Annotated in this window: 10 protein-coding genes; 4 read left to right on the top strand and 6 right to left on the bottom strand. The window is 41.1% G+C overall.

The features are described from left to right. Nucleotides 1-83: 83 nt before the first annotated feature. Nucleotides 84-1,112: a hypothetical protein gene (locus PHF18_RS14350; protein ID WP_300104061.1), complete on the bottom strand. Its 1,029-nt coding sequence runs from the start codon at nt 1,110-1,112 to the stop codon at nt 84-86. A gap of 886 nt (nt 1,113-1,998) precedes the next feature. Between PHF18_RS14350 and PHF18_RS14345 the strand changes: the two genes are divergently transcribed. After that, nucleotides 1,999-3,129, top strand: a complete 1,131-nt coding sequence (locus PHF18_RS14345) for a glycosyl hydrolase family 17 protein (protein WP_300104060.1) — start codon at nt 1,999-2,001, stop codon at nt 3,127-3,129. An 842-nt stretch (nt 3,130-3,971) separates the two neighbouring features. Here the strand turns inward: PHF18_RS14345 and PHF18_RS14340 are convergent. From PHF18_RS14340 to PHF18_RS14325, 3 genes are all read right to left on the bottom strand, one after another. Continuing rightward, nucleotides 3,972-5,909: a hypothetical protein gene (locus PHF18_RS14340; protein ID WP_300104059.1), complete on the bottom strand. Its 1,938-nt coding sequence runs from the start codon at nt 5,907-5,909 to the stop codon at nt 3,972-3,974. Nucleotides 5,910-5,919: 10 nt separating this feature from the next. Further along, nucleotides 5,920-8,673: a type II/IV secretion system ATPase subunit gene (locus tag PHF18_RS14335; protein WP_300104081.1), complete on the bottom strand. Its 2,754-nt coding sequence runs from the start codon at nt 8,671-8,673 to the stop codon at nt 5,920-5,922. 540 nt (nt 8,674-9,213) lie between these two features. Next, complete coding sequence (locus tag PHF18_RS14325) at nt 9,214-9,336, bottom strand: hypothetical protein (protein WP_300104056.1); 123 nt, start codon at nt 9,334-9,336, stop codon at nt 9,214-9,216. On the opposite strand from PHF18_RS14325, the gene PHF18_RS14320 reads away from it, so the two are divergent. After that, the gene (locus tag PHF18_RS14320; RefSeq protein WP_300104055.1) at nt 9,337-9,708 is read left to right on the top strand and encodes a hypothetical protein; all 372 of its coding nucleotides are present in this window, start codon (nt 9,337-9,339) and stop codon (nt 9,706-9,708) included. Here the strand turns inward: PHF18_RS14320 and PHF18_RS18105 are convergent. Together PHF18_RS18105 and PHF18_RS14310 are read right to left on the bottom strand one after the other, a co-directional pair. Then, nucleotides 9,616-9,972 carry a KilA-N domain-containing protein gene (locus tag PHF18_RS18105; RefSeq protein WP_367279202.1) on the bottom strand — a complete coding sequence of 119 codons (357 nt, stop codon included), beginning with the start codon at nt 9,970-9,972 and terminating at the stop codon, nt 9,616-9,618. The genes PHF18_RS14320 and PHF18_RS18105 overlap by 93 nt on opposite strands. A 1,021-nt stretch (nt 9,973-10,993) precedes the next feature. Further along, on the bottom strand, nt 10,994-14,398 hold the full coding sequence (locus PHF18_RS14310; protein WP_300104052.1) for a tetratricopeptide repeat protein: 3,405 nt from the start codon (nt 14,396-14,398) through the stop codon (nt 10,994-10,996). Between the two features lie 667 nt (nt 14,399-15,065). Between PHF18_RS14310 and PHF18_RS14305 the strand changes: the two genes are divergently transcribed. Both PHF18_RS14305 and PHF18_RS14300 read left to right on the top strand, forming a co-directional pair. After that, entirely contained in the window at nt 15,066-15,362 is a 297-nt protein-coding gene (locus PHF18_RS14305) for a nucleotidyltransferase family protein (protein ID WP_300104051.1), read from the top strand. Further along, entirely contained in the window at nt 15,359-15,709 is a 351-nt protein-coding gene (locus PHF18_RS14300; protein WP_300104049.1) for a DUF86 domain-containing protein, read from the top strand. The genes PHF18_RS14305 and PHF18_RS14300 overlap by 4 nt, the downstream gene beginning before the upstream one ends. Nucleotides 15,710-16,154: the final 445 nt, after the last annotated feature.

Raw genomic sequence — 16,154 nt, 5'->3', positions numbered from 1 at the left:
ACTTTTTCGATTGCCTCACAAATTGCTGTAAACAAGCGGCTTTTATGGATAAATAGGTAAATCAAAGCTTCGAAATTCCGTTATTATTTCCTTGTTACTGTAACCTTGTACATTTCCTCAGCGCCTTCTGGAAGACTACTTATCCCTGGCCAGTTTTGTTGCTCAGCAGCTGTTTCAAGATAATTTGTGAACACCTCTTGAGCGTCCTTGTCTGTCAACACGGCAATTATATCGAACATTTCACCCGAATTTTCTTCTGTACCTATAGTGATGGGAACTGTAAAATCTGAGCCATCATCTTGGATATTAACTTCTTTAACCGGATGGTAGTTATATGACTCATAAGGGAAAATAACTACCCATAATGCTTTGTCGTCAGGAATATTTTTTTGTGTTCCTTTGATAAATTCTTTAATACCTACTTTGGCTCCATTTACAGGATAAGTAATTTGTATTTCTGGATCTAGGTTTTTAGTTACAGGTTCTCTGATTACTGTAACTCTGTCGTATTCTTTAGCACTGTCTGGAACTTTATCCATCCCGGGCCATTCGCCAGTCTCTTCGCATGTTTCAAAATAGGTATTGAGTTCCTTTTGAGCTTTTGTATCTGCTAGCACGGCTATTATGTCAAATTTCTTACTAGCATCACTTTCGGAACCTATACCTGCTGAAAGTGACCATTCTCCATTTTGAATAACTGCACTACTACGCTGCGGGTAATATTTATTTACTGTATGGGGGTGAACAAAAATCCAGATTTCATCTCCTGTGGGAATATATTCTGCAGTTCCAGTTATATTCTCCGTAATATTGGCCGTATCTGAAGTATAAGTAATATTTATTTCTGGTTCGGGTATGGGATCAGGGTAAACTATAGTTATTGCTGCAAAAGAGACTGATACACCCAGAATAAATATTAATAGAGAACTCCGAAAAGACGTTGGAGTCGAGAAACTTCTTATAAATTGTTTAAAGTCAACTTTCTTAGTTGCAGGGTCATTCCAATACTGATACATTGCCTTAAATATCACAATTAGTGCGCCTGCAATCACGGATCCTACAAAATCCCCATGTTCTAAAATCCATTGTATAATCCATCTTATAATGCCCATATAGATTCCTCATTCACATAGCCTGATCTTTTAGCGTCAAGAAGCACTTCATTCAACTAGCGTCTGAGCAACTTAATTATGCGACACTTTACCCCTAAAAACGATGTCTATAGAGGTATCAATCTCTAATTTGTGTTACAGATTCAATTTGTCATGACAATAATAATCTATAACCATTAACCACTAAAACGCACATGAAATTCCCGAATAACCGGCACAAAAAATGAAAGTACACACGAGTAATTTCATGCTAAATAAAGTCAATAAACTATTGATTCCTCTATTCCACAGTATTTTTCAAGATAAACAATATTTTCCTGATAAACTTTTAACATACATCCCGTAGATGTACACAGATGTAGAATTCATTTACCGATTTGTCCACTATTTTTCATTATAGGGGTAATTAGTTTTTAAACGACTGCCATATTGGGAAAATAGGTGATATTTTTGTGGACTTCTGCGGAAGGTGGGTTTTAATGAACATTGTCAAGTAAAGGTAAATCTGGATAAACTAAGGTGAAAAGTAAAGGTATTGTTTTTGTACCTTTCAGAAAACAGCCAGATATTCTTGACTTTACAACTATGTAGTAATTTTTCTTTTAGAATTAAACTTTTCTATTTGTTTCACATATTTTGGAAGTAGAGGTAAAGTTACCAAACAAATCCTATGTTACTTTCTTTTTGTTTGATTGTGTCAGTTTCCTTTATACATCTATGTAGCCGTTTTCTCCCCTAAAATAATGCCAATCAAGATGTTATTAAAGGCTCACTAACTTGGGATTTTCAGTAAAATTTCACCATATCTAAATAGTACCTCTTGAACTAATTACTAAGATTTGTTTTTGAGATACCAGCTAATTTTGACTTTTTAGGAGGGAAGAAGTTGTTGGGAAATAAACAAATAAAAAAAAGCGTAATCCTGACTATTGCTGTAATCACAATTTTCTTTGCTCTATGCATTGGAGAAACTTCCGGAAGCACGGGAACAGGTTCGATTTCTTCTGAGAATTTAACTCAACTCTCTGCATCATCACAGAATAGCGATAAACTCTACGGCATCGACTTCAGTCCCTATATAGATGGGCAGAACCCGAACTATGGGTCCAAGGTGGACAGAGAACAGGTCATAGAGCGTCTGACGATTATAGCTCCGCACACTACCTGGATAAGGACCTATGGCACGGAGAACGGTCTGGAATATATTGGTCCGGTGGCTCATGAGCTGGGGCTCAAGACCGCAATTGGTGCATGGCTTAGTAGTGACACTGAGGCAAATGATAGACAGATAAACGAATTGATCAATGAATCTAAGAATGGGTATGTGGATCTTGCTATCGTAGGTAGTGAAACACTGCTAAGAAATGATCTTTCCGAAGACCAGCTTATTGAATATATCAGGCGCGTTAAACAGGCAGTACCCGGTATCAATGTTACAACAGCAGATACGTACAGTGAACTTCTTAATCACCCCAGGGTAATGGCTGAATGTGATGTTGTCATGTATAACAGCTACCCCTATTGGGAGGGTACGAGCATTGATTCTGCAATAGAAGTGCAGGATAATGTCTATAAGAGTATAGCTGATCAAATAAATAACAAGCCGATTATTGTTTCTGAAACCGGGTGGCCCAGTGCAGGAAATACTATTGAAAGTGCCGTGCCTTCCCCGGAAAACTCTGCAAGATACTTCAACGATTTTGTATCATGGGCACGTAAGAATAACGTTCAATACTTTTACTTTGAAGCTTTTGATGAAACATGGAAAGCTAATTACGAAGGTCCACAGGGTGCTCACTGGGGAATATGGGACAAAGATGGAAATCTGAAACCCAGGATGGAAACAATCCTTTCGGGAGAGTCAGAGACCAAGGAGATCAATGAAACTGATGCGGAAAGTGAGGAACCTGTATCTAAACTAGATACTGGTTTGAAAGAAAGTATGAGCTCGCCAAGCTTTGGAATTATTTATGGGTTAGTCGGTCTGCTTGCAGTATTCCTGTATAGAAGAAAGTAAAAAAGAGGCTAAATGTCTGCTTCAGTGAGAAACACAAAAAGGGGAGCTAAATCCCCTCATCTTCTTTCTTATTTTTCCAGCTAATTTAATTCAATTTCATACCAGCCCGCTGAAAACAACCCTTGAAGCAGCAGCTGAGACCGCAAAGATAAGAACTGTAATCGGGAGCATGCAGGAGAGGTCGTACTTCAGTTCCGTGATGTGACTTCTGTTAATGTGACTTCTGTTATTATCTCAGCTGAAGCTTCGGGAAATGGGTGCTGGAAGTTTTCAATGAAGGCAAAAAGTCGAAAATTGTAGGATATTTCAAGAACACATGTTTGAGTAACCAGGAAGGTTTTCAGCAAAAACGAGAGCATGAACAATTATGATAATTGAAAGAACATCTGTGAAAAGTGAGATTTAGGTCAAATGTCCGATTGAAAACAATGTCATTTTTTCTTTTTGCTATAATAAAAAATAAAGATAATTACTATTAAGAAAATTATGAATGTTGCAATAATGAATTCTTCAGGTATCATTTGGATAGCATGACTTGTACTAGAACCATAACTTGAAAAACCATTGTCCATGCTCTTAATCTGTTAATAAATATTAAATGCTTTTCTAGATTTGTATATTTCTGAAATTTTAAGAGATTTTCAGAATGGCTGACCTGAATGTCATGGATGCTATTCTAGCAGCGCTCAATGGAACGCCGCTATTATCATGAGAATTGCAGCATTTTGCTGAAAAAATACTTTTTTATCAGTGGCTGAATAATTACCTTATTTGTTATCTTTTCAGCTACTTCCTGACTCTTCCAGCTCTTTTTCAGTCATTTTCCAGCAATTATTCAATCTCTATACCATCCCGCTGAAAATAATCCTTGACGCAGCAGCCGAAACCGCAAAAATAATAACTGTAATCGGGAGCATGCAGGAGAGGTCGTATTTCAGCTGCATCCGGTCGCCTCCATATTCTATGGCTCCTGCAAAGCGCGTGAGGATGGCACTGATAAGGACAACGTAAACCCCTATTGCAAGCAGGAACTGGTCCGGAGGAATGGACTGTGAAAAAGTTTCAGGATTGATTTCGACAGGCATTCCGGACAGGTCTGCGGGTACCCTGCTGACTCTTTCTGCTACCTGGTTCAGGATTTTTGTAATGACTTCGGAAAGGGCAAGGGTAATTCCTGCAATAAGAGGGGCAAAGATTGCGGCGGTAGAACGCATTGTTGAAGTAACGTCGTAGAGGGAACTCTTTATGCGCTCTTCGACTGCACTGAGCTCTTTTAAGTGATCTGCAAGCTTAACAATTGAAGCTCCTGCAGCTTCATGGTTTTTGTGGACACTTTCCGTGAAGAGGAGCATGGTATTTCGGATTCTTTCCGAATACACGTGCCTGAAAGCCCCAAATTCGTCGTCAAAGATCGCATCTTTGAGGTTCGTCCTCATGCTGACAAGGTTCATGGAAATCTCCTCAAAGGCTTCCCCTATTTTTGAGCCTTCCATGGTTCTGGCAGTGTGGGCAAAGGCTTCTTCAGGGGCTTTTCCTTCTGAAATCCTTCTGCCGAGCACAAAAAGGGAATCTGCAAATTCCTGCTCCATTTGCTTTATCCTGTCTCTGATCTTCTTGTACGGAATAGATGAAAAGTAAAGGTAAATTGAGATCCCTGCAATGCCTCCCACAACTAAAGGAAGGGCAGGGAGGAGATAGCCTCCAAGAGGAGTTGTAGACACTATTCCTCCCGGGTTTCCGGCCGCGAGCAGCAGATATCCCAGAGGAGCTGTCAGGACGCAGACCAGGACTCCGGTGAGTATGGCAAATCGCTTTTTCTGCTTTATATCTGCAAGGTCGGGATGGGAATCCGGAATATGCCTGGGAATAAAGGCAACAGGCCTCTGCATCAGGATATATTCTGAGTAGACTGCTGCAAGGACAGGAAATACAAAATCGTAAAGGAGGACAAGGTCTGTAATCTCGGGTTTCATCCCTACAACCGTGACCGCAGGCAGGAGAGCTACCAGGGCAAGAGGGATCAGGATGAAGATTGAGTAGAGCACGTAACTTGGGGTCTTCAGCTTTGCTGCAAAAGATTCCATCAGGCTTTCAGTGCCTTCAAGACTGATGTCAAGAGCGCGGTTCAGGGTAATGACTCTCTGGGCTTCATCCGGCTCGGCAGTTGAACTTTTGATCAGGTGCAGGGAACGCTTGAAGTATTCACTGTTTCTGCCCCACAGGTCGGCAAAAGAGAGGAGAGCGTCATCCATACTGCTGTAGAGCCTCAAATTCAGGTCCCAGGTCAGTTTTTTTAAGTCCGTGGCAAGCGGCCTCTCGGAGTTCCGGGCTGCAAAGAGTACGGCATGTTCAAGATTCGGGACCAGCTTCATTGACATGATGATATAACTCAGGATTTCCGGGATATCTCCAAGGGAGGAGATTTTCATAAAGCCTGCCTTTATCTTCACATACTCGCTCAGGTAGCAAAGGACTATTAGAGGAATGATAAAGGTCAGGGTTCCCATAATGAAAAGAGTCCGGGATTCAAAACTTCTGGACAGAAGAAGGAAAAGGTCTATCCCGAGGAGTAATATTAAGGTTACAAACGTCCCCACGTAAGAAAATAACACCGTCTCGAAGGCTTCAAGGTCAAAACCGGTAAACCGGAGGGCGTCTCTGTACTCAGGGCTCACGCTTTTTTCGCATTTCCTGCTGAATGCATCCGGATCCTGAACAGTCCATCCCCACTGCTTTGTTGTGGTTTTACAGGCTCTTACGTACCAGCTGCTTTCTTCCATTTTTCTGGCCTCAGACAGTTATTTTTTCTTCTGGCAGCTGTTTTTCTTCTGACAGTCGTTTTTCTTCTAGCAGCTGTTTTTCTTCTGATAGTCGTTTTCCTGTTCCCTGGTTTCCCGTTTCCTGGTTTTCTGTTCCCCTCTGTTTTCCTGTTCCGGCCCGTATCCGGGCAAAATTTTCAAACCAGGTTTCCCATTGCCTGTAAAGCTCTTCAAGATCGGCTCCTGAGATAGAGTCGGGACCTGTTTCAAAACCAGCTCGATCGCCTGCTTTAATGGAATCCGAAAGCAGCCAGAACATATTGTTTGCTTCGCTTACGGCTTCGGCTTCAAGCAGGAATGGACTGCGAACCCCTTCAGTTGCTATCTTTTCTTTTATCCGTGTCCTGAGTTCGATATTTTTCAGGGCACTGTCAATGGAAATCCCCCATTTCCGGGCAATCTTTCCTATAAGTTCGGACTGCCCCTGTTCGAGCACCTCTCCTGCAAGCAGGCAGTCCTGAGAGGCATCATAATGCATGATATCGGTAAAGAGCTCGGAAGGTTCGGGGTCTTCTATCGATGTGCTGGTCACTTCTGCAATCTGGCTCACCCGTTTTATCTTTTTCATGCTCCCACCGGGCCTGATGCCTGAGCATATTATCACCGCATCGGTCGCTTTGAAAGAAGCGGGAGGAACTCCAAGGGTGTGTACGATTCTCTCGTATACGTTTTCAACGGATGAGCCGTGGATGGTCCCTATAACGGAGTTCCCGGCATTTCCGACCTGCATGGCTTCGTAGAGCACTTTTACTTCCGGCCCCCGGACCTCCCCCAGCACCAGAGAAGAACTCCCAAGCCTCAGGGAAGCCCGAAGAGCGGTTTCAGGGCTCATTTCCGCTCCTGATTTGAGAACCGAAGAATAGGAACTCATTCCCTGTACCTTCCAGCCAAGCTCCTGGAGCTGTTCTGTCGGAAGTTCGTGGGTGTCTTCGATTGTAAGGATCCTGTACTTCTGGGGGATTTCAAGCAGCATTGCCGATAGGAGAGATGTTTTTCCGGCTCCCACTTCTCCGGCAACAAGGATTGAAGCCTGCCCGTCCATAAGGAAACTTAAAAACCCGGCTGCAAAAGGAGAAATCGAGCCTGTATTGATCAGTTTCGGCAGGGTCCAGGGGGTGAGGGAGTGTTTTCGAAAGGCGTATGCAAGCCCGTTTGCACTGAGCGGGTCTCCTATTACGGATACCCTTACCCCGAAAGCCTCAAGGTTGAGTTCAAGCACAGGAATAGCCTCTCCAAAGGGCCTGCCGCTGATCGTCCTGAACCTTGAGACAAGAGAATCAAGGTCGTCCTGCGAGAGAAATACGTTGCTTGTACATTCCTCCCCATCCATCACAACGTGCACAGGATTCGTATCTGCAGGGGCATTGATGTATACGTCTGTTATCCCGGCATCAGAAAGGAGGTCTTCTAAAATCCCGAGCCCGTTCGTATACCTTGCAAGGAGGTCGGCATAGCTTTCAAGTTCATCCGGACCGCAGGCTTTCCCGCTTTCCAGCAGTTCTTCGCCCAGCAGGTCTTTTGCCATGCGTTTGAAGTACTCCCTGGCTCCGGTCGGGTCTGCAAAGGCGAGGTCTTTTGGCCTGTGCCTGATCATCCTTTTCCGGACTACCTCAAGAAGCCTGAGTTCCTCCTGCCGCAGGTTGTACTCGGGAGGCCTGAGCATGTACAGCTTTTCCGGCCTGTCGGTGTAGCGGTAAATAGAGACCTCGAGGTTTCTTCCTTCCCTGCCGTTAATGTCATAACATTCAAGAAATTCAGTATTTTCAGGAGCCTCGGTATAAATTCTCGAACTGGAAAAAGGCGGCCTGACGTGAGATTTGATCCTGCTTTCATAGTCGAAAAAATTGTCTGTAGAATCTGTGAAATTATTTGCAAATTTGCCCTTTTTCTTCTTTCCAGCACTCGGAACTGAATGAGGGACCAGGCCGGATAAAGAGGCAGGGTTTACTTCTCCAGATATGTCTTCGATCAGGTTTCCGGATCTCTTTCCTGCTTTTCCTCCAATTGTTCCCTTTACTTTTTTCCCTGCTTTTTCTTCTGAACGGTTTACCTTTTCTTCCACATTTTCTAACCAGCCCGCTGCCAGATTGTAACCGGACTTTTTGATGACAGGAACTTCAGGAAAACCAGACATTTTCTCTTCGATTTCGTTCAGGACGCTGTAAAAACACTCAGAGCATGCCAGGCAGATAGGAGTTGTATCCGGAACTCTACCAGTCATTTTCCCCTGAATTTTCCCCTGAATAATCTCCCTCAACTCCAGCCGGGCTTTTAAAGGGTCAGTCTCCACGGTTTCGGCAAGGGTAGAAATTATCTCTTTTCTCTCAAGGCTGCACTCCTTTTTCTCGGGCCGGGAACACGCTTCAGGCACAACTTCAGTGCTCCTGTACGCTGCAATAGTTCCCTTGAAGCTTGCCAGAGCATAAAGCAAAGCCAGGGATTTTCCTTCGTAGTCCCGTTCATAGAGCTTTGAGAGTACAAGACAGTCGGCATGAATTTCTTTTTGAAGGATGCCGAAGATGTTCTTCCTGCAGTGAGAATCATTAAGTGAAGACCCGGCATCACACTCCTTGCAGTTGATAGCAATCGTTTTCCGATTTTTCGTCTGCTTTATCCTGTGCGGACAGGTTTCCTCTTCCTCTTTATTTTTTCCTTGAAGCAGGCTCTGATTAAGGCTGTTAACAACGTCCTGCAGGCTGCTGGCAGCATCCTGAAGTTTTAGCATTATGTCCAGAATTTGAACCCCCATTTCCCCGGATTACTTTGAAATTTATCTTCTAATGTATTAAACTTTTTCTATCAACGGACCTTTATGTCTTTTTAGATTGAAGTTTACTAATTTATATAAAAAACACTTCCAGTTAAACACTGATCTATGCTTTATTATTCGCGTGCAAGAGACGCGAGTATACAATAAGTGGACATTCAAATCCTCTACCTGCTTGAGAAATAATTCCCTTATTCCGGGAAGCCGGATTATTATCCACAATTAATAGAGCGCCTCCGCCAGCTTTTCTGGGAACACTGTCCCAAAAGATCTATAAATATATAAAAAGAGATAAAAAGAGAGTCTAAAATGTTCACGGATGGGACTGTGAAAATGATATTAGAAACAAAATTTCAAGGAAATTGTATCAATAAATCCAGTTCTCATGGCTGACAGGTAACTGATTCAATTTATCCCTGTAGAATTGCCATTTTGGCATGAGCCGGTCCATTAGCGTGGTAAAGCGAGAATTATGCGTCGGTTCTAGCAGAATGTCGTTCATGGCTTCTCCTCTTTGCCTGTGGGAAGACGGGCGGCGTCAACACGGGTGGTGAGCGTCTGCATCTGGCGGATAGCTATCTGGTTGAGGCGCTTGAGGCGTTCTACCTGTTCCAGTTCCATGTGGATAAACTCAGCATTCATGCCCTCGATGTTAGCCAGCACGAGCAACTGCTCCACGGTGGCATGGTCGCGTATGTTGCCTTAGAGTTTAGGGTTGGCGTCAAGCCATTGCTTAGCTGTTTTCCCGAAAAGAGCGACATTAAGTACATCGGCTTCGTTGGCATAGGTGATAGCTGCCTGAGCAGGTGTGATCTCCGGAGGAATGAGATGCTCCTTGATGGCATCTGTGTGAATGCGGTAATTAAGCTTAGAAAGGGTGCGGTTGAGGTTCCATGCAAGCTAAAGGCGGCGGTTTTCGTCTTCTTTAACCCGCTGGAACTCCTTGATGAGGTAGAGTTTGAATTCGACGGATATCCAGGAAGCGAACTCTAATGCGATATCCTTGTGAGCGTAAGTGCCGCTGTAGCGTCCTGTTTTGGAAATGATCCCAACAGCTCCGTTCTTTTCGATCCACTGTTTGGGGGTCAGAGTAAAGCTGTTCAAACCTGCCTGCATTCTAACCCCGTCGAATTCGACGGGATTAAAATCCGGTTTATTGAGCTGTTCCCACATACCCAGGAATTCCACAGTATTTCGGTTTCTGATCCAGTTGCGGATGAGGTCATCAGTATGATCAGGGTTCTTGTACCGGGCGATATCTGTCAGGCAAATGTAGTTCGCATCTTCCTGGGAAAATAAGACGCCTCCGCCAGCTTGCCTGGTGGCCCTTCCAAAAATAAATAAAAAGAGAGTCTAAAATGTTCACAGGTGGGACTGTGAAAATGATATTAGAAACAAAGTTTCAAGGAAATTGTATCAATAAACCCAGTTATCATGGCTGCTCTCAAAATTTCTCAAAAATAATGAAGCCTGAAATACAAGAGTGTGAAGATTGGGAATGCTCCAAAGTCTGGCGGTGTGATACTAGCAAAGATGAAGAGCCTGACTTGGTATGGAGTAAAGAGCGTAAAGAAACCGGCTTGCTCGGATCTGGCAAGAGTTCAAAGTCTCTAGTTGACTGTGAAAAATAAACTACTCACCATAGCGTTTATACTCAGCCTAGATCTGTCTGCATGAAAGAGTATGACAATAAGCTGTTAAGTGATGTTTGTAAGTCTGAGTCTACCTTTTATAATTATATTCGCTTGCGAGTAAGTAAACCGGTTTGGACATTCGTTCAAAGTGTACCTTCTCTTACTTATTCTATGCTAAAAAAGATATCCTCTGGTATGTTGCGAATTGAGGAGCATACTATCAAAGTTATTAATAAATCTGGAGTTTCTTCTTTTATTTTTGAGTATTGGCTCTATGAGCCTATTCTCGAAACATCTTTCACTCCTTCTCCTATTTCTTATAGTTTGCATCCGTCGTCTTCTGTCGAAAGTTGTAGCTGTAGGACTACTCATGCTAAAAGGTTTGCTCGGCGCAAAAAGAAACGGCGATTACGTTTTCCTGCATCGAATAAATCTGTGGCGTATGTTTCATGGTACTGGTGACCCGTCTTTATATTTCCGCATAGCGATAAAACTTGAACCGATACCTTGACAAAGTTAGTTGAAAGGACTTTAAGATCTGGATGACTTAACATACTCTCTCTATATTGATATAAGCAGTTCTTTACATCGCAATGTAAAATTTCATATCGAGGTTATCATATTCTAAATCTTTAAGTTTTATTTCAATCGGACTTGGAATGAGTTCGAAAGCTAGAGGTGGGCGTACTAAATTCTAAATCTTTAAGTTTTCTTTCAATCAAACTTGGAATGAATTCGAAAGCTGGTGGTGGGCGTATTTCTATTTCTATTTGGCTACCTTTAAAGTGCTGAATAATAGGTGATCCTAGAATAAAAATTATAATCAAAACCAGAAAAGTAGGTGATATTGTGTTTTCTTGCCAGTTAATTGAAGAAAAAAAACTATCGAAGTAACGGTTAATCGTAGACATGGCTGGCTCGATAATTGGGAAATATGACAATGGCTTGTAAGCAGATATATTTGAAAACTGTATCAATGCAAAATCAATAATTTTATTCACTACCGACGGTAGTAAAATTCCAAACAAAGAAAAAATAAGTGCTACGAATGCGAACCTTCGAGTCAAACGGTTTATGGGTGAATATAACCACCAGTCCCAGATTGAAGGTCTTACTTTATTGTTCCATATATTGTCAAGAGTATCGTGAGCAGATTTCTTGACATGAGAATCTGATTTTAAGTTCTTGCATTTTTTAAGATACTCGACTGCTGTAAAGTAATCATTAATTTTATAGTAGAAACAACCCAAGAAATAATAGTTGTATGCTATAATCTTTGGACTTTCTAGATTACTTAACAACAAGTTCATTCCTGCTAACATTTTTACTGTCCATTTTTCACTTCTATTTAAGTAAATCAAAGTTCTTTTTGCAAGTTTTATTGTGAATATAACAAAATTTATAAACCAATGAGGAACCACTTTTATAAACCAATGAGGAATCACTTTTATGTTATTCTTATTTATCTGAGAACCGCATGTATCTACTTTTTCAAGTTCCCTTATGATTGCAAGTATCATATCTTGATACTTTTTTTCATCCCCTGCAAACTCTAGTTCTGCTTTTAAGTATTTTGCATAAGAATTCCATAACAGATAACTAGGATTCATTATATCCGAAGAAATAGCTTTTTTAAAACATGCACTTGATTTATCATAATCTTGTTCTTCAATTTTGATCTTGCCTTTAAGACCTAAAGAGAATGGGTCTTTCTTATCTACCAAAAGAGAGTTTTCTACGTATTTTGAAGCATTTTTAAGGTCTCCGAAAGTTAAGTAATATTCAGCTAAGTAATTATTTATAACAGGATCATTCGGATCTATATTAAATGCATCTTCTAGTGATTCTCGGTGTTCTATATATTTTTTAAGCTTTTGAAAAACAACCGCTTTATTTATTAATGCATTTTTATTTTTTGGTTCAAATACTAGTGCTTTTGCATTTGTTTCCAAAGCACGACCATATAGTTCTAGACTGGAAAATACAATGCTTTTGCCAACCCATGCATCTGCGTTTTCCGGCTCTATCTCTATCGCTTTCCAAAATGCTTTCAGAGCCTCTTCGTATCTTTTAAGAGCACCTAAAGCAGTTCCTTTTTTAATCCATGCTTCTGTGTTTTCAGGTTCTACCTCTATCGCTTTCGCAAATGCTTTCAGAGCCTTTTCATGTTTTTTAAGGTCGTCTAAAACATTTCCTTTATCAATCCATGCTTCTGTGTTTTCCGGCTCTATCTCTATTGCTTTCTCAAATGCTTTCAGAGCCTCTTCGTATCTTTTAAGACTGCCTAGAGCATTTCCTTTAATATTCCATGCCTTTACATTCTCCGGCCTGATCTCTATTGCTTTTTCAGATGCTTTCAGAGCCTCTTCGTATCTTTTTAGTTGATATAGAACAATTCCTTTATTAACCCATGCAAGTGCAATTTTTGGCTTGGTATCTATTGCTTTCTCAAATGCTTTCAGAGCCTCTTCGTACTTCTTATAATTGTTGGCTAGAATACTTCCTTTATTAATCCACGCACTTACATTTTCCGGCTCTATATCTATCGCTTTTTCAGATGCTTTCAGAGCCTCTTCGTATCTTTTAAGACCGCCTAGAGCATTTCCTTTACTAATCCATGCACCTACGTTTTCCGGCTCTATCTCTATCGCTTTCTCTAATGCTTTCAGAGCCTCTTCGTATTTTTTAAGGTTATCTAGAGCAATTCCTTTATTAATCCATGCAGCTGTGTTTTCCGGCTCTATCTCTATCGCTTTCTCAAATGCTTTCAGAGCCTCTGCGTATCTTTCAAGGTTACCTAGAGCAATTCCTTTACTAATCCATACATATGTGTTTTCCGGCTCTATCTCTATCGTTTTCTCAAGTGCTTTCAGAGCCTCTTCGTATTTTTTAAGGTCACCTCGAGCAATTCCTTTATTAATCCACGCACTTACATTTTCCGGCTCTATCTCTGTCGCTTTGTCAAATGCTTTCAGAGCCTCTTCGTATTTTTTAAGTCCATATAGAGCATTTCCTTTACTAATCCATGCAGTTGTGTTTTCCGGCTCTATATCGATTGCTTTTTCAGATGCTTTCAGAGCCTCTTCGTATTTTTTAAGGTTACCTAGAACAATTCCTTTATTAGCCAATGCAGTTGTGTTTTCCGGCTCTATCTCTGTCGCTTTGTCAAATGCTTTCAGAGCCTCTTCGTACTTCTTAAAATTGTTGGCTAGCATACTTCCTTTACAAATCCATACACGTGCGTTTTCCGGCTCTATCTCGATTGCTTTTTCAGATGCTTTCAGAGCCTCTTCGTATTTTTTAAGGTCGTCTAAAACATTTCCTTTATTAATCCATGCTTCTGTGTTTTCCGGCTCTATCTCTATCGCTTTCTCAAATGCTTTCAGAGCCTCTCCGTATCTTTCAAGGTCACCTAGAGCAATTCCTTTTTTTATCCATGCAGCTGTGTTTTCCGGCTCTATCTCTATCGTTTTCTCAAATGCTTCCAGAGCCTCTTCGTATCTTTTAAGACTGCCTAGAGCATTTCCTTTAATATTCCGCGCAGTTGTGTTTTTTGGCTCTATCTCTATCGCTTTCTCAAATGCTTCCAGAGCCTCTTCATATCTTTCAAGGTCACCTAGAGCAATTCCTTTATTAATCCATTCACGTGCGTTTTCCGGCTCTATCTCTATCGCTTTCTCAAATGCTTTCAAAGCCTCTTCGTATCTTTCAAGGTTACCTAGAGCAATTCCTTTATTAATCCATGCACATGCGTTTTCCGGCTCTATCTCTATCGCTTTCTCAAATGCTTTCAAAGCCTCTTCGTATTTTTTAAGGTCGTCTAAAACATTTCCTTTATTAATCCATGCACGTGCGTTTTTCGGCTCTATCTCTATCGCTTTCTCAAATGCTTTCAAAGCCTCTTCGTATTTTTTAAGGTCGCTTAAAGCAGTTCCTTTACTGATCCATTCAAATGCATTCTCCGGCTCGATTTCTATTGTTCGCTCAAATAATTCCAGAGCATTGTCTTCACTCAATGCATCCGTGTTTTCTGCGTCCATATCACCCATGCTATTATTTTAGTTAGGATCAATCAAATTAAAAACTATCGTAATTAATTCAATCAAAAGCTTTTTGGAGAATCACTAAATGAATACAATTCATGATTATTTAATAAGTAAAATTCTACAGTAGAGTTAACCCTAATCCTATTCTGTATGCCATTTTTCACTTTCTCTTCCCCCTTTCGCATTCTGCCCGCACCCCTATCCGGCTTGTGCGGAAGGGGGAAAGTGAAAATTCTCAATGTTACTTTCCTTGAGTACGTTGTTTGATGAATTATGCCCTGTCGCCTTAGGCATGTACTTGTTTTCAATAACGTGTGATTATAGGGCTGTTATACATGATCTAAGGTATAAAATCGGGGTTCTAGAGTTTGAGAACGTATGGCTTGGGTTGGCGGGTAGTGTCTCAATGATGGGTATAAGAGTTTCCTAATACCTACTATGGCTTGGGCGGTGCATGTGGATAGGCTGTCTTCTTCTGTTTCTTCTTTGTTTGAAAGGCCGCTCTCCTGCGTCGAGCGTGACAAAAATGACGAGAGACAGCGAATTACGTTTTATGGGTAAGAAAAATCTAAAATTCAGTCCTCTTGAGCGCAGCGAAAAGGACCTCGTGCTCCCGAAGCGAAACTCGGGCGGGATAGATTTAAATTGAAAAAAAACGAGATATATCAACATGCACACTGTGAAAGAAAGGGAAGATCTGTTTCGCAAAATTTATTCCTTTCTAAAAAAATATGGAGCAACTAAAGTATCTGTTTTTGGGTCTTACGTTAGGGGAGAAGAGAAACCAGAAAGCGACATTGATGTCCTGGTTGAGTTTGCCGAACGGAAAAGCTTGCTCACTCTGGTAAATATAGAACTGGAGCTTTCTGACTACCTGGGCATAAAAGTCGATTTGCTTACTGAGAAATCGATAAGTCCTTACCTGATTGATGGTATTAAAAAAGAAGCCAGAGTGATCTCTGAATGAAAAAGGACGATCGAGTATATCTCAGTCACATCCTCCAGTCAGTTTCCCTGATTGAAAAATATACCGAAGATCTTACTGAAGAAGAGTTCCTATCAAATAGCCTTTTTCAGGATGCGACTATCAGGCAAATCCAGATAATCGGTGAAGCTACTAAAAACCTATCAAAGTCTCTGAGAGATAAATATCCGCAGATCCACTGGAGAGGAATAGCAGGCATGAGAGATAAATTGGTCCACGATTATTTCGGTGTGGACATCAATGCTGTCTGGGATACCATAAAAGATGATATTCCTGCTCTCAAAAAAATAGTCCTGAAAATTATCCAGGATCTTTATGGAAACACTTAATCTTTTGCTCCCAAAGTGCAATTCGGGAAGGAAATTGAGGGAAGTGGGGAAATCTCGCGAGCTGCTGATGGGGACGGTTGTTCGAATCTGCTTCAAAACCGCCGCCAAAATATATAAAATAAGTTATAAAACCATCCCAAAACAAATGGATTATGAATGGGTCATAAAAAGGTTAGGTGGAATTGCTAAAAAATATAAATATTGCGCAAATATTATAGCTTTTGACTAGCTTTTGACTAGCTTTTGACTAGCTTTTGACTAGCTTTTGACTAGCTTTTGACTAGCTTTTGACTAGCTTTTGACTAGCTTTTGACTAGCTTTTGACTAGCTTTTGAATAGCTTTTGAATAGCTTTTGACTAGCTTTTGAATAGCTTTTGACTAGCTTTTGAATAGCTTTTGACTAGCTTTTGAATAGCTTTTGACTAGCTTTTGAATAGCTTTTGA

This window comes from Methanosarcina sp., assembly GCF_028693135.1.
In the GTDB taxonomy this organism is placed as follows: domain Archaea; phylum Halobacteriota; class Methanosarcinia; order Methanosarcinales; family Methanosarcinaceae; genus Methanosarcina.
This window is presented reverse-complemented; position numbering and strand designations above follow the sequence as displayed.